Origin of the sequence: Limnohabitans sp. Jir61, from assembly GCF_003063545.1 — a bacterium.
Lineage (GTDB): Bacteria > Pseudomonadota > Gammaproteobacteria > Burkholderiales > Burkholderiaceae_C > Limnohabitans.
On the sequence record NZ_NESD01000001.1, the window covers coordinates 467940 to 487738 of the forward strand.

Below are 19799 nucleotides of genomic sequence, written 5' to 3' on the forward strand. Positions count from 1 at the left end.
CTGGGCGCGAATTGTGCGCGACTTTGGTTTGTATACAAGCTGACGACGCACCAACACGGTGAGGTGCACATCCGTGGTGCGCATCTCTGCTTTTGTTTGCACATGAAAAAAGCCAGCGCAGTGGCTGGCTTTGGAAGGGTTGAACAGCTGGGCGGCTTATTCAGTGTCCACAGTTTTGTGGTGCTGCGCTGATTTGAGTTTGCCCCAAGCCAAGACAATCACGGCACCAGCAGCCGCGCAAGCAAAGTGGAACCACTGGTTGGCTTGGCCGAATTCGCGAAGCACCACGTCGTTGGCCACAGTCTCGCCACCCACCCAACCGATCAAGCATGCACCCAAGGTGATGATGACGGGGTAACGCTCCATGAGTTTGATCATCAAGGTGCTGCCAAAGATCACCAGTGGGATGCTAATGGCCAAGCCGATGATCAACAGCACTTCATCGCCTTTTGCGGCAGCGGCCACGCCAATGACGTTGTCCAAGCTCATCACCAAGTCTGCGATCAGGATGGTGCGAATGGCAGAGAACAAATTACTGTGCTCGCTGGCTTCTTCTTCGTTTTCTTCTTCTGCTTCCAACAGTTGTGCACCAATCCACAGCAGAAGCAAGCCGCCGATGATTTGCAGGTATTCCAAAGCCATCAACTTGGCGGCAATCACGGTCAAGCCAATACGCAGCACTACAGCTGCGCCTGAACCGAACATGATGGCTTTCTTTTGTTGCTCAGGTGGCAGGCCGCGCGCAGCTAAGGCGATCACCACAGCGTTGTCGCCAGACAAAAGGATGTTGATCCAAGTGATCAGCAGCAAGCCTAGCCAAAAGTCAGTGCTTTGCAGGTATTCCATGTGTAATTTGCTCCAAGGGGGAATTTTTGTAACGGCAGGCCTCATGGGCTGCTCTTAATGAGTGATAAGTGTAACGGCGCTGTTTTGCAAGCATCGTTGGTATTACTGCTTATGCGACAGACCGTGGAAACACTAGGTACACAAAGGCTTTGGCCAAATAAAAAGCCCGCTGCAAACAGCGGGCTTTTGACAAGCAAGTGCTTGAGGGGTTTAGTGGCTGTCGGCTTGACGCGCTGCTGCTACTGCAGCTGAGTCGTCTTCGGATGCACCGTTGAAGAACAGGTTCAACAAGACGGCAGAGATAGACGCCAACAAGATGCCCGACTCAATCAGTGGGTGCAAGTTGTGTGGCATCCATTGCTTGAAGTTAGGGGCGATCAGCGGAATCATGCCGATGCCAATGGAGATCGCCACCACCAAGCTGTTAAAGCGGTTGGTCTTGAAGTCCACGCCGCCCAAGATGCGAATGCCGGTGGCGGCCACCATGCCAAACATCACCAAGCCAGCGCCGCCCAACACCACAGTGGGCAAGGACTCAACCAAAGCAGCCATCTTAGGAATGACACCCAAGATGATGAGGATGATGCCGCCGGCCACGCACACAAAGCGGCTCTTCACGCCAGTGACGGCGACGAGACCAACGTTTTGCGAGAAGCTGGTGTAGGGGAAGGTGTTGAAGATGCCGCCAATTAGCGTGCCCAAACCATCGGTTCGCAAACCGCGGGTGAGTGCGGCGCGGTCCACATGACGGTCGGTCATCTCGCCCAAAGCCAAGAACATGCCGGTGGATTCGATCATCACCACGATCATGACCAAAGTCATGGTGAGGATGAGCACGGGGTCAAACACAGGCATACCAAACTGGAATGGAGTGACGATGCCAAACCATTCAGCCTTGCCCACTTTGTCAAAGTTCATCAAGCCCATGCTGGTAGCCACGACGCCACCAATGACGATGCCCAAGAGGACGGAGATGTTGGCAATGAAGCCTTTGGCGAACTTAGAAATCATCAAGATAGACACCAGTACCAAGGAAGCAATGCCCACGCCAGTGAGGTCGGCGTATTTGGGATTAGGCATCTTGGCCATCAGGGCCAAATCTTTGGGCACGGCTGGCAAAGTTGAGCCAGGCGCAGAGGCTGCGGCTGCAGCGTCGGCCAGCCACTTGGCGTGCTCTGGGTTGACGATGGAAGGCGCTGTGGGGCCGAAGGGGTTGCCGAAAATCCAGTTGATGCCAATGCGCATCAAGCTGATACCGATGACGGCAATGATGGTGCCCGTCACAACGGGCGGGAAGAAGCGCAACATGCGGCTCACCAGCGGCGCGATGAGGATGGATATAGCACCCGCGCCCATGATGGCGCCGAAGATCATTTGTGCACCTGTGTCGCCAGGGTTAGCACCGGCCATGGCCACCATTGGGGCGACGGCAGCAAAGGTGACGCCCATCATGACGGGCAAGCGAATGCCAAACCATTGGGTCGCACCCCAAGACTGAATGAGCGTGACCAAGCCACACACAAACAAGTCAGCAGAAATGAGCATGGCCACTTGTTCAGGGCTGAGCTTCAAAGCGCGGCCCACGATGAGTGGCACAGCCACAGCGCCTGCGTACATGACGAGCACGTGTTGCAAGCCTAAAGCGGCGAGCTTGCCAGTGGGCAAGTGTTCGTCGACGGGATGGGCGGATTGGGTCATCGTTTTTCCTTTGGAATTTTTCGCATACAAAACTGTATACAAAATATGCTCGGGTTGTTTTACGGAGAAACCCTATTTTTTGGTTTCTTTGCTGTGCTCGCTGTAGGCGAAGGCAGTGGGCAGGTTCCTCATGCTGGGGTACCAGAAATCGTCACCTGCCCACTGCCTTCACCTACAGACTGCGGTGAGCAGTTTTTCGGATGAAACAGTTGAGCCGCTTGGGTGCGGCGGCCAACGATTTCTGGTACTCCAGCATGAGGCGGCCGCCGCACCCAAGTGGCTCAACGCTCTCCGGAGAGAGCCCTCACGAGTTAAATTTAGTTCAACAAATCCAAGAGAGTGCGCGCCACCACCTTGGTCGCCCGACGCACATCTTCCAACATCACGCGCTCATCGTTGCGCTTGGCGTGGCTCTCCAGCACGGTGCGAGGTCCCGCGCCGTAGATGACGCCAGGAATGCCTTGCGCCACATACAAGCGCACATCTGTATAAAGCGGTGTGCCCACAGCGGGGATGGGTTCGCCAAACATGTGTTCGCCGTGTTTTTGGATGGCATCTACCAAGGGCTTGTTGCCAGCCAGTGGGACCATGGCCTTGGCAAGCAACAGGCGTTTGATGTCGACCTTGAGTTGTTTGCCGCCACGGGGCGGGTTGAACGAAGCGGCTGCGTCTTCGATGGTTTTGCGAATGGACGCTTCCACTTCAACGGGGTTCTCTTCTGGAATCATGCGGCGGTCGAGTTTGAACACGACCTTGCCGGGCACGACGTTGGTGTTGGTACCGCCGGTGATTTGGCCCACGTTGAGGTAGGGGTGGGTGATGCCTTCGATCTTCGATGTGGTTTGTTTGTACCCCTCATTGAGCGCGTGCAGGGCGTTCAAGATGTGCACCGCACCTTGCAATGCATCTGTGCCGCTATCGGGAATGGCGGCGTGGGCCATTTCGCCTTGCACGGTGACTTCCATTTGCAAGCAGCCGTTGTGGGCGGTGACCACTTGGTAGCTAAAGCCTGCGGCAATCATCAAGTCGGGTTTGGTCAGGCCGTGTGACAGCAACCAGCCTGGACCTTTTTCGCCGCCAAACTCTTCGTCGTAGGTGAAGTGCAGCTCGACGCCGCCTTTCAACGGCAAGCCCAAAGATTCGAGTGCGCGTGTGGCAAAGGTGAAGGTAGAAAAATCGCTCTTGCTCACCGCCGTGGCTCGGCCGTACATTGCGCCGTTTTCGATTTCAGCGCCGTAGGGCTTGTGCGTCCAGCCTTCGCCCGGAGGGACCACATCGCCATGTGCATTGAGCGCAATGGTTTTGCCGCCCTCTGCAAACTTGCGGCGCACGATCAGGTTGGTGATGCTTTCCAAACCATAGGCTTTCACTTCGTCAGCAGGCACGGCGTGCTTTTCGGCTTCGTACCCAAAGCTGTGCAGCAACTCGGCGGTGCGCTCGGCGTGCGGGGCGTTGTTGCCGGGCGGGGTGTCGGTGGGGACTTGCACCAAGGCTTGCAAGAACTTCACTTGCTCGTCAAAGTGCGCGTCGATCCAAGCGTCGAGTTGGGCGTATTGGGTTTGGCTCATGGTGTGTCTCTTATAAGTTGTGCAGCAAGTGCATGAAGGCGTCGACGCACAGTTGCATGTCATCGCTCGTTGTCGATTCAAGCGGGTTGTGGCTGATGCCAGCGTTTTGGCCGCGCACAAACAACATGGCTTGGGGCATCACCTCATGCAGCTTCATCGCGTCGTGGCCAGCGCCGCTGGGTAGGTGGAACACAGGCACGCCCAAGCTTTGCACGGCGTTTTCCCATGCGGCTTGTAGCTTGGCGTCGCTCGGTGCGGCGCTGGCGCGCATGGTTTCTTCGAGGGTGTAGTGCAGGCCACGGCGTTCGCAAATGGCTTTGAGTTCGGCCAGCACATCGTGCATCAGGCTGTCACGCAGTTCATTCGTAGTGGCACGTAGATCGAGGCTGAATTGGCAGCGGCCGGGCACCACGTTGATGGAGCCATTGGGCACAGTCAGCATGCCGATGGTGCCTACCAAGTTTGGTACTTGGGCGGCGCGCTTTTCAACGTACAACGCAAGTTCGGATACAGCGGTGGCAGCATCGCGGCGGCGGTCCATCGGCGTGGTGCCTGCATGGCTGGCCATGCCCACCACTTCGCCCACAAAACGCACGCTGCCGTTGATGGAGGTGACCACGCCCAGTGGAATATCCAGCTCGTTGAGCACAGGGCCTTGTTCGATGTGAACTTCCACAAAGCCCACATACTCGGCTGCATTGCGGGTGAGCTTGGGAATGTCGTTGATGTTCAAACCTGCGTGCTTCATGGCTTGGCGCATCGTGATGCCATCTGCATCTTTTTGGTCCAGCCACTCGTTTTTAAAGTCGCCCACCAAAGCGCCAGAGCCGAGGAAGGTGGCTTTGTAGCGTTGGCCTTCTTCTTCGGCAAAGGCCACGACTTCGAGGTTGAAGGGCAAACGCTTGCCCGCACGTGCCAGTTCGCGCACACAGGCCATGGGCACAAAGATGCCTAGGCGGCCGTCGTACTTGCCGCCGTTGCGCACGGTGTCGTAGTGCGAGCCGGTCATCAGGATTTTGGCGTTGTGTGACGCTGCTTTGTAAACACCCACCACGTTGCCCACGGCGTCGATGTGCACCTCGTCAAAGCCACAGGCCTTCATGCCCAGCTTAATCGTGCGGGCGCATTTCAGGTGTGCGTCGGTCAGGTAAGTCACGGTCAGTTCTTCGCGTGCGGCGTGCGGTGCTTGTTTGTTCATCGCACCGACATCGCTGAATTGGGCCAGCCATTCGTGCCAGTCCCACACCTCGTGTCCCAGCGCGGGTTCGTAGCCCAGCTTGTCGTTGAGGCGAATCTCCACGATGCGGTGGATGTTGCGCAAGCACTCGGCCAGCTCGTAGTCGGGGTGGTTGTGCAGGCGGCGCTCGAAGGTGCTGATGATTTGCTGTTTGTTGAGGCCAGAGCCACGCGGGCCGCGCACGGCCAAGATGAACGGGAAACCAAACTTGGCGTTGTAGCTGGCGTTGAGTTGCTGGATGTGCGCGAACTCTTCAGGGGTGCAGTGGGTCAGGCCCGCTTTGGTCTGTTCGTTGGTCGATTCAGCAGTGAGGCTTTTGGTCACCATCGCTTTGCCAGCCAACTCAGGGTGGGCACGCACCAAGGCGAGCTGGGGTGCGCGGCCTGCGTGTTCGAGCACTTTGACCATCGCGTGCTTGAGCGCAGCGGCTGAGGCAAAAGGGCGCTCGTCTAGGGCTTGGGCTGCAATCCAGTCGGAGTGTTCGTACAAGCCTGTCAGCAGGGCTGCAGCCTCAGCATGGGGGAGGGTGTTGATTTGGTTCAGCGTGATGTGCGAGTGGCTCATGTGTTTGTCCTGCTAATTAGTTGCCGCTGTACGGATGCACTTGCTTCCAGTGGCGCGCGATGTCGATGCGGCGGGCCACCCACACGCGGTCGTGCTTGGCGATGTGGTCTAAGAACTTTTGCAGTGCCACGATGCGGCCGGGTTTGCCCAGCAAGCGGCAGTGCATGCCGATGCTCATCATCTTGGGGGCTTCATCACCCTCGGCATACAGCGCATCAAAGCTGTCGCGCAAATACACAAAGAAGTCTTCCGCTTGGCTAAAGCCTTGGGGCAGGGCAAAGCGCATGTCGTTGCAGTCAAGGGTGTAAGGCACGACGAGTTGGGGCACGACGTCGCCATTGGTTTTTTTGACCTTCATCCAAAAGGGCAGGTCTTCGCCGTAGTAGTCGCTGTCGTATTCAAAGCCGCCGTGGTCGGCCACAAGGCGGCGGGTGTTGGGGCTGTCGCGGCCGGTGTACCAGCCTGCGCCATGAATGCTGTTGCCGTGCGTGGTGTGGGTCAGGCGTTCGATGATTTCGATGCCTTTGTTCATGTGTGCACGCTCGGTGGTTTCGTCGGTGGTTTGGTAGTTGATCCAGCGGTAGCCGTGGCAGGCAATTTCGTGGCCCAGTTCTACAAACGCAGCGGTGAGTTCAGGGTGGCGCTCCAGCGCCATGCTCACGCCAAACACGGTGAGTGGCAGGCCACGTTTTTCAAACTCGCGCAAGATGCGCCACACGCCCACGCGTGAGCCGTATTCGTAAATGCCTTCCATGCTCAGGTGGCGGTCGGGAAAGCTGGGTGGGTTGAACATCTCGCTCAAAAACATCTCGCTGCCGGCGTCGCCGTGCACCGTGGCGTTCTCGCCGCCTTCTTCGTAGTTCAGCACAAACTGCACCGCAATGCGGGCTTGGTTGGGCCATTGCGCGTGAGGCACTTCGCGACCGTAGCCCACGAGGTCACGAGGGTAGGCGGCGGTGCTGTCGTAGGTGGCGTTGGGGTTTGACATGCAATAACTCCGTATTTGAATAAGCGCAAGCGCTTAGGCCAACGCCATAGCGATGTCGTTGCTAGGCACTTTGCGGTCGAGGGCCAAGCCTTCTTCCACGTTGCGCAAGTGGTCGTCCATCAGCTTGACGGCCAAGGCTTCGTCTTTGGCGATGATGGCTTTCAAAATGTCTGAATGCTCTTCGGCCGAGTGCTCAGCGGCATTGGCGCTTTGGTACATCAGCGTGATCAGGGCGCAACGTGAAATCAACTCGCCCAAAATTTGCGCAAGCACTTGGTTGCCCATCAGCTCGGCCATGCGCACATGGAAGTCACCCAGCAAGTCGGTACGACCGGCCACGTCGCCGCGGCTGACGGCGGCTTTTTCTTCGGCCACGTGGTCTTTGAGGGCTTTGATTTGTGTGGGCGTGACGTTGCGCACAAAGCTGCGTGTCATTTCTATTTCGATCATGCGACGCACGGCAAACACTTGGCGGGCTTCATCCGAGGAAGGGGTGGCCACAAACGCGCCGCGAGCGGGCTCCATGCGGATGAGGCGTTTTTGCACCAGTTGAAACAGCGCTTGGCGAATGAGCGTGCGCGACACGCCAAAGTGGTCGGCCAGTTTTTGTTCAGCCAGTTTGGTGCCGGGGTGCAGGCGATGCTCCACAATGGCTTTGGTGAGGGCGTCCACAATGCTGCGGGTGGCGGTTGAGCTGTCCATTTGGAATCTCCGGCAAATTCACTAGAGTCTGATGATAGACCCAAATGGAAAAATTGTATACACTTTCGGTCGACCAAGCCGGTCGCTAACCAATTTTCGGAGCATTTCATGGGATTGAGCACACACGTTTTAGACACCATGCATGGCGGCCCCGCAGCCGGTATGAAAGTGTCCCTGTTCACCACCACCGATGACGGCCAAGCCACTCTGGTCAAGTCGTTCACCCTGAACCACGATGGCCGCAACCCCGATGGCCCGCTGTACGACAACGACAGTTTGAAAAAAGGCACTTACCGCTTGGTGTTTGACGTGAAGGGCTACTTCGCTTCAAAGAACGTGCAGTTGCCTGAGCCCAATTTCTTGAACCAAGTCAGCCTTGACTTTGGCGTGGCCCACACCGACCAGCACTACCACGTGCCTTTGTTGGTGAGTCCTTGGAGCTACTCCACCTATCGTGGTTCGTAAGTCGCACTTACGGGTAACTCCCGTCAAACTTTCATCTAAAGACAACAACTTCACCAATAATGACGAATTAATCAATTTCGTCGTTATTGGAGATTTGCCTTGGAGAAGTTTGACCTCTGCGTGATCGGCTCTGGCCCATCTGGTTTTGCGGCCGCGATGCGCGCCATCGACTTTGGCAAACGCGTCGCCCTGATCGAGCGCGGCAAGGTGGGCGGGGCGGGTATTTTTGACGGCGCACTGTCATCCAAAACGCTGTGGGAGCTGTCGGAGAGCTACAAGCTCACCCACAACACCAACCTTGGCTACACGGTGTACGACTCAGAGGTGCACTTTGGCAGCGTGATGCAGCAAGCGCACCGCGCGGTGGCTGAGAAGCATGTGCAACTCAAGCAGCAAATTGCGTATTTTCAAAAAAGTGGGCAGCTCAAGTTTTTCAATGGCCACGCCAAGTTCGCGTCTAAAAACGAAGTCAACATCATCGACGCCGAAGGCAAGATCCAAACCATTTGGGCCGACAACACGGTGATGGCTGTGGGCAGCCGCCCACGGTATTTGCCCAACATTCCGATCGACGAAAAAATCATCATGACCAGCGACGGTGTGTCGTCGTTGCCGGATTTCCCGAAGAGCATCGTGATCTTGGGTGCGGGTGTGATTGGTTGTGAATTCGCCACCATCTTCTCGAACTTTGGCAAAACCAAGGTGTACTTGATCGACAAAGAAGAGCGCATCTTGCCCTTCGAAGACGAAGACATTTCTCGCGCCGTGGCTGCCAACATGGAAGGCAATGGCGCGGTCATTCACCACGGTGCATCGCTCGAAAAAATGAGCGTGGTCAATGGCAAGGTCGAGTACGTGCTCAACTTCAAAGATGGACGCAAAGAGACCCACACCGTTGAGAAAGCTTTGATTTCTGTGGGCCGCGTGTCCAACAGCGAAAACCTTGGCCTCGAAGCCGCAGGCGTGGTCTTGAACGACCGAGGTTGCATTGACGACGAGCACACCCGCTCGAATGTGCCCAATATTTATGCCGTGGGCGACTTCACGGCCGACATCTCGTTGGTCAACGTGGGCGAGTTGGAAGGCCGCCATGCGGTGGAGCGCATGTTTGGCCAGCCAGCCAGAGAACTGGTGTACGAAAACATTTCCACCATCATGTTCTTGAACCCCGAGGTGGCGGCAGTGGGCTTGAACGAAACCCAAGCCCGTAAAAAGAAGATCCCTTATCGCGTGGCGCAGATGAACTACCGCTATGTCAACCGCGCCATTGCGATGAGTAAGGTCGATGGGTTCTTCAAAATTTTGGTGTCAGATGACGCAGACATGAAGATTCTGGGCTTGCGTGTGATGGGCAACCACGCGTCCAGCACCATCATGGCCGTGGCTTTGATGATTTCGATGGACATTGGCATCGAGCATTTGGCCGAGCTGATCTTCCCGCACCCGTCTATACCCGAAGGTATTCAAGAGTGCGCGCGCATGCTGATGGGCAATTCGATCGTCAAACCAGAGGTGTTTAACCTAGACGTGCGCTGCTACCGCGTGGACGCGGAAGGTCGCGTCGAAGACCTGTGATCGTGCTCAGTCGAGTTTGACCTTGGAGAGGTCAAACAACGGCTTGGGCATTTCCAGCTTCATGCCTTCCAAGGTTTGCACCAACAGCTCGGCTACAAACAAATCGCGGTAGGGTTTGGAGTCGGCGGGCACGATGTACCAAGGCGAATCGGTGGTGCTGGTCGCTGCAAGTGCGTCTTCGTAGGCCTCGGCAAACTTGGGCCAGAGTTGACGGTCTTCAAAGTCGGAGGGCTGGAGTTTCCAGTGCTTTTGCGGGTCGTCTAAGCGTGATTGCAAACGTTTCTTTTGCTCGGCTTTCGAAATGTGCAAATAGCACTTGACCACGGTGATGCCCGCGTCGTGCATTAGGGCCTCAAAGTGTTTGATGTTTTCGTAGCGTTTTTCGCAGGTGTCTTTTTTGACCCAGCCCCGCACACGGGTGACCAGCACGTCTTCGTAATGGCTGCGGTTGAAGATGACCATTTCGCCCAGAGTTGGCGTTTTTTGGTGGATGCGCCACAAAAAGTCGTGGCTTTTCTCTAAGTCGCTGGGGGCGCCAAAAGCTTCGGCCCGCACGCCCAAGGGGCTGATGTGGGTAAACACACTGCGGATTACGCCGTCTTTGCCGGCTGTATCCATGCCCTGAAACACCACCAACAAGCCTTGTTGCTTGCCTGCATGCAGGGTGCCTTGCAACTTGTTGAGCTTGTCGCCAAGCTTGCGCATGCTGCTTTGCCACGCCTCGTCTGTGGGCAAATCTTTGGCTTTGGGCAAGGTGTCAAAGTCGTGGAGCTTGAAGCTGCCTTTGGGTTTGACACGCCAGTGGGAAAAGTCTTTGTGTTCCATAGGCTCAGTGTAGGGACTTTGATTTAGCTATTTAGTCCGCTGAACTCCTAAATATTTGTATACCAAGCGGCATACCTGGTGCGGATTTGGGGTGCTTGTCACTAAAATTAGGGGTTCTTTCCCCAGATTCCCACACCCCACACCATGACCCAAGTCACCAACACCGTGCGTTTTGTGCTCGACGGCAAAATTGTCGAAGCCCAAGGCGCCCGTCGCACCACCACCGTTCTCGATTACCTGCGTGAGCAGCTCCACCGCACTGGCACCAAAGAAGGTTGTGCCGAGGGCGACTGCGGCGCTTGCGTGGTGATGGTGGGTGAACTCAATGCCGCTGGCACGGGCGTGGACTATGTGGCCACCAACGCGTGTATCCAGTTGTTGCCTTCGCTCGATGGCAAATCCATCAAAACCGTAGAGAGCTTGAAGAAGGCCGACGGCACGCTGCACCCCGTGCAAGACGAGATGGTCAAGTGCCACGGCTCGCAGTGCGGCTTTTGCACTCCGGGCATCGTGATGAGCTTGGTGAACTTGGTGCAAACCAACACCTCGCCCGTGCGCCAAGAAATCACCGACGCCCTGAGTGGCAACTTGTGCCGTTGCACAGGCTACGCGCCCATCATCGACGCGACAGCCAAAGCTTGCGAGAAAAAGTCGGCTTTGAAAGTAGACGACAGCGCCGACTTGCCATTGCTCAAAGAAATCAAGCGTGCCAGCACACCGACCATGAGTTTGGACGGCGAGATCATCGTCCAGCCCGTGGTGCGTACCCGCAAGGGCAACGAGTTTGTGTCACCCGCCACCTTGGCCGAAGTGGCTGACTATTTGGTCAAGCACCCCACCACCACTTTGTTGGCAGGCAGCACCGAAATCGGTTTGCAAGTGAACAAGCAGTTCGCACGCCCTGACCACATCATGTACTTGGGCAACGTCAAAGAGCTGCGCCAAGTGGCAGAGACTGACAAGGTTTGGCGCATTGGCGCAGCGGTGTCGCTGGCCAAAGTGGAAGAGCTGGTCGCCAAGGCTTACCCCGACTTCGCCGAAGTGCTGCGCCGCTTTGGCTCGCCCCCCATCCGCTCCACGGCGACGCTGGCAGGCAACATTGCCAACGGCTCGCCCATCGGTGACTCCATGCCTTGCTTGCTGGCGCTGGGTGCTAACTTGGTGTTGCGCCGTGGCGAGAAGACCCGCAACGTGTTGCTGGAAAACTTCTACACCGGCATGAAGAAAAGCGTGCTCGAAGCCGGTGAGTTCATCGAAGCGGTCGAGCTGCCCAAGCCAGTGGCTGGCCAAGTGTTCCGCGCCCACAAGGTGAGCAAGCGTTTTGAGCAAGACATTTCGGCCACGTGTGCCGCCATTAGCTACACGCTCAAAGGCGACAAGCTGTCTGGTGTGAAGCTGGCCTACAACGGCCTGAGCCCATTCCCAGCGCGTGCGCCAAAACTCGAAGCCGTGCTGGAAGGCAAATCACCAGCCGACGTGAAAGCCGCTGATTTGGATGCCGTGATTGCATCCAGCTTCACCGCTCGCGACGGCTTGCGTGCCACATGGGCATACCGCGCATTGGTGGCTCGCAACTTGGCTTTGGAATTCATCGAAGAACAGAAAGAGGTGGCTTGAATGAACGCTCCTACCGCACTCAAAAACCTGCAGCCTGTTTCAGGCGTTCAGCAAGGCACCGACGTGGTCCACGAGTCTGCCCACTTGCACGTGACTGGCTCTGCCACTTACATCGACGACATCCCTGAGCACGCGGGCACTTTGTATGCCGCGCTCATCTTGTCGCCCGTGGCGCATGGTGAGTTGATTGGCGACGGCATTGACCGCGAAGCCATCCTCAAAGAGCACGGCGTCGTAGCCGTCTACACCGCCAAAGACATCCCCGGCGAAAACAACTGCGGCCCCATCGTGCATGACGACCCCTTCCTCGCCGCTGGCAAGGTCGAGTTCGTCGGCCAAGCCGTGGCCGTGGTGGTGGCGCGCGACATGCTCTATGCACGTGAAGCCGCTAAAAAAGCTAAGGTGTTGGTGAAAGAACTCAAGCCCATCTTGACGGTGGAAGAGGCGATGGAAGCTAGCAGCTTCATCATGCCGCCCAAAGGCATCACACGCGGTGATGCCGCCGCTGCCATTGCGAATGCACCTCACAAAATCAAAGGCACAACCCGCACCGGCCAGCAAGAGCAGTTCTATCTGGAATGCCAAATCACCTATGCGGTGCCTAAGGAAGACGGCCAGCTCACGTTGTACGTGTCAACCCAGCACCCCGACGGCAACCAACGCGAAGCCGCACATGCATTGAACCTGCACACCAACGACGTCGAAGTGATTTGCCGTCGCATGGGTGGTGGTTTCGGTGGCAAAGAGGGCAACGCCAGCATCTTCAGCCAAAGCGCCGCCTTGGCTGCGTTCAAACTCAACAAGCCCGTCAAGCTGCGCATCAACCGTGATGACGACATGACCATCACCGGCAAGCGTCACGATTTCCGCATCGACTACGAAGTGGGCTTTGACGACAACGGCCGCGTCTTGGGCGCAGACATCACGCTCATGTCACGTTGCGGTTACAGCACCGACTACTCAGGCCCTGTGAACGACCGCGCTTGCTTGCACATCGACAACAGCTATCACATCCCCGCGTTGAAGTTGGTGAGCCACCGCTGCAAAACCAACACGCAAAGCGCCACCGCTTTCCGTGGTTTCGGCGGCCCACAAGGCATGTTCGGCATCGAAACAGTGATGGACGAGATTGCGATGACTTTGGGCAAAGACCCATTGGAAGTGCGCAAGCTCAACCTCTACAAAGACCCCGCCATCAGCGGCACGCCTGACACCATGACCACCCAATACAACCAGCTCATCGAAGACTGGGTGGGTGACAAGGTGATCGCGCAAGTCGAAGACGAGTCTAAATACGCCGAGCGCCGCGCAGCGGTGCAAGCCTTCAACGCCAAGAGCAAAACACGCAAGCGTGGTTTGTCGCTCGTGCCTTTGAAGTTCGGTATCAGCTTTACCGCCACACACTTGAACCAAGGCGGCGCGCTGCTGGTGGTGTACATGGACGGCTCGGTGAGCTGTAACCACGGTGGCACCGAAATGGGCCAAGGCCTGAACACCAAGATGGCGCAGGTGTGTGCCGATGGTTTGGGCATCAGCGTGGACCATGTGCGCATCACTGCCACCGATTCACAAAAAGTGCCCAACGCTTCTGCCACTTCCGCTTCAAGCGGTGCTGACATCAACGGCGCGGCCATTATGAACGCCACCATGCAAATGCGTGAGCGCTTGAAGCCTGTGGCGGCCCGCATGTTGGGTTGCGCCGAAGGCGATGTGACCTTCGCCAACAACGAAGTCCATGGCGGCGGCAAAGCTGTGAAGTGGGCTGACGTGACCAAGCAAGCGTACATGGAACGTGTGGGCTTGTCGGTGACTGGCTTCTACATGACGCCCGAAATCAAATACGACTTCGCGACCCTGAATGGCCGCGCTTTCTATTACTACTGCTACGGCGCTGCCGTGAGCGAAGTGGAGATCGACACGCGCACCGGCGAGTGGTGGCTCAAGGCTGTGGACATCGTGCACGACGTGGGCCGCAGCATCAATCCCGCATTGGACAAAGGCCAAATCGAAGGCGCTTACGTGCAAGGCATGGGTTGGCTCACGATGGAAGAGTGCATTTGGGACAAGAAGGGCAAGCTGCTCACGCACGGCCCAAGCACCTACAAAATCCCAGTGGCTGGCGACATTCCTGAACACTTCAATGTGTCTTTGTTCGACAACGCCAACTTGAAGCCCACGCCTTTCAACAGCAAGGCCACGGGCGAACCACCTTTGATGTTGGGCCTGTCTGCCTTCTTCGCCTTGCGCGATGCGGTGGCCGCCAGTGCCGACCACAAAGCTGTGGTGTACATGGACGCACCCGCCACGCCTGAGCGCATCTTGATGGCGTGCGAAGCCGTCAAGGCCAAGGCCGCGGCTTAAACCCTTCGTGCCACGCCACACCGCTGAGCTATTGAACCAACTCCAACATGCCGACGGCGTGTTGGTGTCGGTCGACAGCGTGCAGGGCTCTGGCCCACGCGAGGTGGGGGCTTGGATGGCGGTGTTTCCGCAGACCTTGGTCAACACCATTGGTGGTGGGCACTTGGAGTTTCAGGCGATCGCAGAAGCGCGTGCTTTGATGGCACGTCCCGTTTCTGAAAATGCCGCAAGCACAGCGACCCACGAAGACAACGCACTCACAACCCGCTACGCCCTAGGCCCCGCCTTGGGCCAATGCTGCGGCGGCGTGGTGCATTTGAAGTTCGAGCGCATCAGGGCCGCTGATGCACCCGCACTCAAACAACGACTCTTGGCCAACGGTCAACCTCTCGCACTCTTTGGCGGCGGCCATGTGGGCCGCGCTTTGGTCAACGTGCTCAGCACCTTGCCCTACAACGTGCAGTGGATCGACAGCCGAGACGAAATCTTCCCCGCTCAGCTGCCTCCCAACGTGGTGTGCGAACACTCCGACCCCGTGCATGCCGCCGTAGCCGATTTGCCCAGCGGCGCGAGCGTGTTGGTCATGAGCTTTAGCCATGCAGAAGATTTAGATGTGGTGGCCGCTTGCTTGAAGCGCCAACGCTTGCACGGCGATTTGAAATTTGTGGGCCTCATTGGCAGCAAAACCAAGTGGGCGACGTTTCAGCACCGCCTCGAAGCCAAAGGCTTTACTGCCAAAGAGTTGGCTTTCATCACTTGCCCCATTGGTGTGAGCGGCATCACGGGCAAAGAGCCTGAGGTGATTGCGTTGTCGGTGGCGGCACAACTGCTGCAACTTCGCTAGTTTTTGTATGCAAGAGGCCAAGGCCTCTTCCTAGAATGAATTGAACAAGGCATGCGTATTGCATGGTCTATTTCAGTTGCCACGTTCTAGAGGAGGCATGCATATGAAAACAATCGCCATCATCGGCGGTGGCATCACCGGTGTGACCACCGCTTATGCCTTGGCCAAACGCGGCTTTGCTGTGACCTTGTTTGAACGTCACCGCTACGCCGCCATGGAAACTTCGTTTGCCAATGGTGGCCAGCTCTCGGCCTCGAACGCAGAGGTGTGGAACAACGGGGCCACCATTCTCAAAGGTCTCAAGTGGATGCTCAAAAACGATGCACCGTTGTTGGTCAACCCTGCACCGACTTGGCACAAATTGTCTTGGTTCGCCGAGTTCATTGCGGCCATGCCCCATTACGAGCGCAACACGATTGAGACCGCGCGCATGGCTGTGGCCGCGCGTGAGCATCTGTTTGCTTGGGCGGCGGAAGAAGGTATTGACTTTGACCACAAGCGCGAAGGCATTCTGCATATTTACCGAGACAAAAAAGGCTTTGACCATGCTGGCAAGGTGTCGGTCATGTTGGCCAAGGGAGGCTTACCACGCCGCGCGGTGACGCCTGCTGAGATGAAAGCGATTGAGCCCACGTTGGCGGGCACGTATTACGGTGGTTACTTCACAGAGAGTGACTCGACGGGCGACATTCACAAGTTCACCCACGGTTTGTCGTTGGCAGCTGTGCGTTTGGGCGTGCACACGTTGTACGAGCAAGACGTCACACAGGTCAACAGCGATGGCCAGAAAGCTGTGGTCATAGTGGGTGAGGGCGCTGCGCAAACCGTGCACACCTTTGATGGGTTGGTGGTGTGCGCCGGTGTGGCCAGCCGCAACTTTGCCGCACAGCTGGGTGACCGCGTGAACATTTACCCTGTTAAGGGCTATTCCATCACCGTGAACTTGCGAGACGAAGCCAGCCAAGTGGGTGCGCCGAATGTGAGCCTGCTCGATGATGAAACCAAATTGGTGACCAGCCGCCTAGGCGTAGATCGTTTTCGCGTGGCGGGCACAGCCGAGTTCAACGGCATTGACCGCGACATTCGCGACGACCGCATTCAACCCCTCATCAAGTGGGTTGCAGAGTGCTTCCCCAACATCAACACCCGCTCGGTCATTCCATGGGCGGGTTTACGGCCCATGATGCCCAACATGATGCCTCGCGTAGGCAAGGGCTTAGCACCCAATGTGTTCTACAACACAGGTCATGGACACTTGGGTTGGACGCTTTCTGCGGTGACTGCCGAGATGATTGGCAATGTGGTTGCAAGCAATTAATAGCGGTAGCCTAAACGTAAGCCAATAGCTTTTCCAGAGGATGGAAGTGGCGCTTCTCCGTAATACCCCATCGTTTGGTTGACGTAGCTGTACTGCAGAGTTGTAAATACCGCATTGTTCCAATTCCGTCGCCATGCCATAGCGCTTTGTCGATGGCTTTGAGCAAAGAAATTGTCGTACGTTCCATAGTCTGAAGTTTCAGTTGGGTATCCAGTCAATGTGGATTGGATGTTGTATTTTGTTTTTGCGAAGGCAAAAGTGTCTTTAGGGGTGACTTGATAAAGCATCTCTAAAGTTTTGACGGTCCGCTTGTCGTTGATTTGATCCAGACATTCAAAGTGTTCGCCAATTGACGATATGCAGGTATTACCCATCTTGAACAGCGAATAGGTTCCACGCAAGCTCAACTTCTCCGTTAAGTAGTAGTTGGCAGCTGCGTAATAAAGATCGGTTTTTTGTTTTGTGACCCCTAAGACTTGAGGTTCAGGGCTAAATGCAGACTGCTGGGTATGTATCCAACTAAGGCGAATTTCATTGCCTGTGCTCATTTGCATTGCATTGAATGAGATGCCTGCCTTGTGGTTTGACGTGACGTAATAGTTTGGCGTTGGATCCCAATTTGAGAACTCGCGCGGGGCGTAATTAAATGCCTTTGGCCAATAGGCACCAGTAAGCGCTTGATATCGAAAATCACCACGTTCTAAATTGACGTAGCTTTGAATGCCTGGCGCACCACCGCGAAGATCTTTGCGAGTAGATGTACTACAGAAAAAGTCAGGTTCTCGCATCCATGGTGAATCAGTTTCATAAGTTCTGCACCAGGTGGTTTTGTAATTTACAAGCCCGGCTCTGATGCCTAGCAATGGTGAGATCGACCAGTCAAAATTCAACTCATCAAGTCGTGCTCCGACTGATTGATCGGCTAGATATTTAAAGTTGAGTAGTGTATTTTGTGTAACTTTTAAGTCCCCAGAAATCACGATCCAAGGAGAGACGCTGCGATAAGTCCATTTTGAATAGGCATTAGGTAAAAACAAAAAAGTGTTTGCCCTTCGGTTCAGTGTTGGGTTGCTATCGTTTGCTACCGAAGGCATTAATTTCCAAGCATCTATCCCCATTTGCATTGATAGATTGGCATTGTTTGTAACGGACTCATCCCATTCAATCGTTTTAGATAAATTCGCAGATGCTTGGCTAGTGACGAAACACAGAGCGACAAGCAGTGTGCTGCGAATTAGAAGCATGGTGCAACTTGCGCAGTCTCTGTTGACTGAGATAGGTAACCTACAGCTGGAAAGTGTCGTTGAATGCATTGCAGCATTTGTCTTTCGTCGACAACGGAATACAAATTGCTTTGAACAATGGTGCTTTTTCTTGAGAGCGATTGAATCGCTGCAGGCTGCATGCCGAGTGATTTCAACGCAGATGACGTCATGGACTCATTGCCCAACACAAAGCATGCCGATAACTTTTCTCCGCCCAATTGCACGGGTGCGCCGCTGTAGATGTCTATCAAATCACGGATAGACACACTGATCACATCGCTTGCATAACCTACCGCAGCAATGGAAAAACTATCTTCTTTTGCCGCGACCTGTGCGGCTGGCATATCCTGGTTGCGCGAGCAATGCCAGACAGGGTCTGCCCAGCTATTGCTTGAGAAGCAAATAACGAAGATCAAGATGGCTTTCATGCTGTGGGTCCTTGCGTGAATTGGTGTATTTTTCGCAATACTTGCCCTATATATAACTAGTTAATAGTTTAATGTTAAATAATTAGTATTTATTGAGTGCGGAGTTGAGAGTTTTTGCATAGGTGAATGCCTCTTTGCAGTGGCGACCAAAACTGTATACACTTGCTGTAACCTGTCGCAGCGGAGCAGGGCAGTCATCAGCCCTTGTTCGCGACCCTCGTGTCATTCACAGCGCCCGCAGTGGTGAATGGCAACTTTGACTAAAAAGACTGAGGTCTCGACATGGACACCTATTTCTTAGACTGGGCCAACCTGCTGTTGCGTTGGGTGCACGTCATCACCGCCATCGCTTGGATTGGCTCCTCGTTTTACTTTGTCTTCTTAGACAACAACCTCATCAAACCCAATTCACCCGACCTGCTGGAAAAAGGCGTGGACGGCGCGATGTGGGCGGTGCACGGCGGTGGTTTTTATAACCCGCAAAAGTACATGGTGGCGCCGAAGAAGATCCACACCAAGCTGCACTGGTTCTATTGGGAAAGCTATTCCACTTGGCTCACAGGCTTTGGTTTGTTTACCGTGCTGTACCTGTGGAACGCGGGCACGTTCTTGATTGACAAGTCGCTCATGGACTGGTCGCCTGCTGCGGCCATCACGGCAGCATTGAGCTTTTTGGTTGCGTTTTGGTTCATCTACGACGCGGTGTGTCGCGTGTTTGGCTTCCGTGAAAACGGCGAGCGCATTGTGGCCCTCACCATGATCGTGGTGGTGGCGTTTGCATCGTGGTTGTCGTGCCAGTTGTTTGCAGGCCGCGCAGCCTTCTTGCTGGTGGGCGCGATGATCGCCACCTCCATGAGTGCCAACGTGTTCTTCTGGATCATCCCAGGCCAACGCAAGGTGGTGGCCGCCATGACATCAGGCGTGGCGATGGCCCCCAAAGAGCTGGCCACGCACGGCAAGCGCGGTAAGCAGCGCAGCGTCCACAACACCTACTTCACGCTGCCCGTCATCTTTGCGATGCTGAGCAACCACTACAGCTTTCTCTACACCTACGAAAACAACTGGGTCATCTTGGTGATGATGATGTTGGCGGGCGCTTTGATTCGCCAGTTCTTCGTGCAACGCCACGGCTACCACTTGGGCCGCGCCAAGAACCCATTGCCGTTTGCTATTGCAGGTGTGGTGATTTTGCTCAGCGTCATTGTGTGGATGCGCCCTGCGCCATCAGCCACAGCGGCGGTGAGTGATGCGCCTGTGACGTTTGCAGAAGTCAATGCCATCTTCGTGCAACGCTGCCAAAGCTGCCACGGCGAACAAGTGCAAATGAAGAACGTGCGCTTTGACACAGCCGAAGGCATCAAGCAACACGCCTTGGGTATTTACCAACAAGCCGTGGTCACACGCCAAATGCCGATGAACAACGCCACGGGCATCACCGAGGCAGAGCGCACGACCATCAAGCGTTGGTATGAAGCAGGAGCCGCGCTGAGATAATCAG

Annotated in this window: 16 protein-coding genes; 7 read left to right on the plus strand and 9 right to left on the minus strand. The window is 55.8% G+C overall.

Features of this window, described 5'->3' with window-relative positions:
* Positions 1 to 156: 156 nt before the first annotated feature.
* The 6 genes from B9Z35_RS02290 to B9Z35_RS02315 form a co-directional block, all read right to left on the minus strand.
* Positions 157 to 846: a TerC family protein gene (locus tag B9Z35_RS02290; protein ID WP_108282042.1), complete on the minus strand. Its 690-nt coding sequence runs from the start codon at positions 844 to 846 to the stop codon at positions 157 to 159.
* Positions 847 to 1056: 210 nt separating this feature from the next.
* Entirely contained in the window at positions 1057 to 2544 is a 1488-nt protein-coding gene (locus B9Z35_RS02295; protein WP_108282043.1) for a nucleobase:cation symporter-2 family protein, read from the minus strand.
* Between the two features lie 317 nt (positions 2545 to 2861).
* A complete protein-coding gene (locus B9Z35_RS02300) occupies positions 2862 to 4112 on the minus strand; it encodes a M20/M25/M40 family metallo-hydrolase (protein WP_108282044.1) in 1251 nt (416 codons plus the stop codon).
* Between the two features lie 10 nt (positions 4113 to 4122).
* Complete coding sequence (gene uraD / locus B9Z35_RS02305) at positions 4123 to 5913, minus strand: 2-oxo-4-hydroxy-4-carboxy-5-ureidoimidazoline decarboxylase (RefSeq protein WP_108282045.1); 1791 nt, start codon at positions 5911 to 5913, stop codon at positions 4123 to 4125.
* A gap of 16 nt (positions 5914 to 5929) precedes the next feature.
* Positions 5930 to 6901, minus strand: coding sequence for an allantoinase PuuE (gene puuE / locus B9Z35_RS02310; RefSeq protein ID WP_108282046.1), 972 nt, complete (start codon positions 6899 to 6901; stop codon positions 5930 to 5932).
* 33 nt (positions 6902 to 6934) lie between these two features.
* Positions 6935 to 7603, minus strand: coding sequence for a GntR family transcriptional regulator (locus B9Z35_RS02315; protein ID WP_108282047.1), 669 nt, complete (start codon positions 7601 to 7603; stop codon positions 6935 to 6937).
* A gap of 108 nt (positions 7604 to 7711) precedes the next feature.
* Between B9Z35_RS02315 and uraH the strand changes: the two genes are divergently transcribed.
* The gene (uraH, locus tag B9Z35_RS02320) at positions 7712 to 8068 is read left to right on the plus strand and encodes a hydroxyisourate hydrolase (protein ID WP_108282048.1); all 357 of its coding nucleotides are present in this window, start codon (positions 7712 to 7714) and stop codon (positions 8066 to 8068) included.
* Positions 8069 to 8167: 99 nt separating this feature from the next.
* The gene (locus tag B9Z35_RS02325; RefSeq protein WP_108282049.1) at positions 8168 to 9643 is read left to right on the plus strand and encodes an NAD(P)/FAD-dependent oxidoreductase; all 1476 of its coding nucleotides are present in this window, start codon (positions 8168 to 8170) and stop codon (positions 9641 to 9643) included.
* A 6-nt stretch (positions 9644 to 9649) separates the two neighbouring features.
* Here B9Z35_RS02325 and B9Z35_RS02330 read toward each other — a convergent pair whose 3' ends face one another.
* Complete coding sequence (locus B9Z35_RS02330; protein ID WP_108282050.1) at positions 9650 to 10468, minus strand: PPK2 family polyphosphate kinase; 819 nt, start codon at positions 10466 to 10468, stop codon at positions 9650 to 9652.
* 144 nt (positions 10469 to 10612) lie between these two features.
* Here B9Z35_RS02330 and xdhA point away from each other — a divergent pair, with 144 nt between their 5' ends.
* The 4 genes from xdhA to B9Z35_RS02350 all read left to right on the plus strand — a co-directional run bounded on the left by xdhA (position 10613) and on the right by B9Z35_RS02350 (position 16608).
* On the plus strand, positions 10613 to 12085 hold the full coding sequence (xdhA, locus tag B9Z35_RS02335) for a xanthine dehydrogenase small subunit (protein ID WP_108282051.1): 1473 nt from the start codon (positions 10613 to 10615) through the stop codon (positions 12083 to 12085).
* Entirely contained in the window at positions 12086 to 14446 is a 2361-nt protein-coding gene (xdhB, locus tag B9Z35_RS02340; protein ID WP_108282052.1) for a xanthine dehydrogenase molybdopterin binding subunit, read from the plus strand. It abuts the gene before it with no gap.
* A gap of 7 nt (positions 14447 to 14453) precedes the next feature.
* Positions 14454 to 15290, plus strand: coding sequence for a xanthine dehydrogenase accessory protein XdhC (xdhC, locus tag B9Z35_RS02345; RefSeq protein ID WP_108282053.1), 837 nt, complete (start codon positions 14454 to 14456; stop codon positions 15288 to 15290).
* 103 nt (positions 15291 to 15393) lie between these two features.
* Positions 15394 to 16608: a D-amino acid dehydrogenase gene (locus B9Z35_RS02350; RefSeq protein ID WP_108282054.1), complete on the plus strand. Its 1215-nt coding sequence runs from the start codon at positions 15394 to 15396 to the stop codon at positions 16606 to 16608.
* On the opposite strand, the gene B9Z35_RS12840 is transcribed toward B9Z35_RS02350, so the two are convergent.
* Together B9Z35_RS12840 and B9Z35_RS02360 are read right to left on the minus strand one after the other, a co-directional pair.
* The gene (locus B9Z35_RS12840) at positions 16605 to 17852 is read right to left on the minus strand and encodes a hypothetical protein (RefSeq protein WP_146178932.1); all 1248 of its coding nucleotides are present in this window, start codon (positions 17850 to 17852) and stop codon (positions 16605 to 16607) included. The genes B9Z35_RS02350 and B9Z35_RS12840 overlap by 4 nt on opposite strands.
* Positions 17843 to 18301 carry a hypothetical protein gene (locus B9Z35_RS02360; protein WP_146178933.1) on the minus strand — a complete coding sequence of 153 codons (459 nt, stop codon included), beginning with the start codon at positions 18299 to 18301 and terminating at the stop codon, positions 17843 to 17845. The genes B9Z35_RS12840 and B9Z35_RS02360 overlap by 10 nt, the downstream gene beginning before the upstream one ends.
* 282 nt (positions 18302 to 18583) lie before the next feature.
* Between B9Z35_RS02360 and B9Z35_RS02365 the strand changes: the two genes are divergently transcribed.
* Entirely contained in the window at positions 18584 to 19795 is a 1212-nt protein-coding gene (locus B9Z35_RS02365; RefSeq protein ID WP_108282057.1) for a urate hydroxylase PuuD, read from the plus strand.
* The last annotated feature ends 4 nt before the right edge of the window (positions 19796 to 19799 follow it).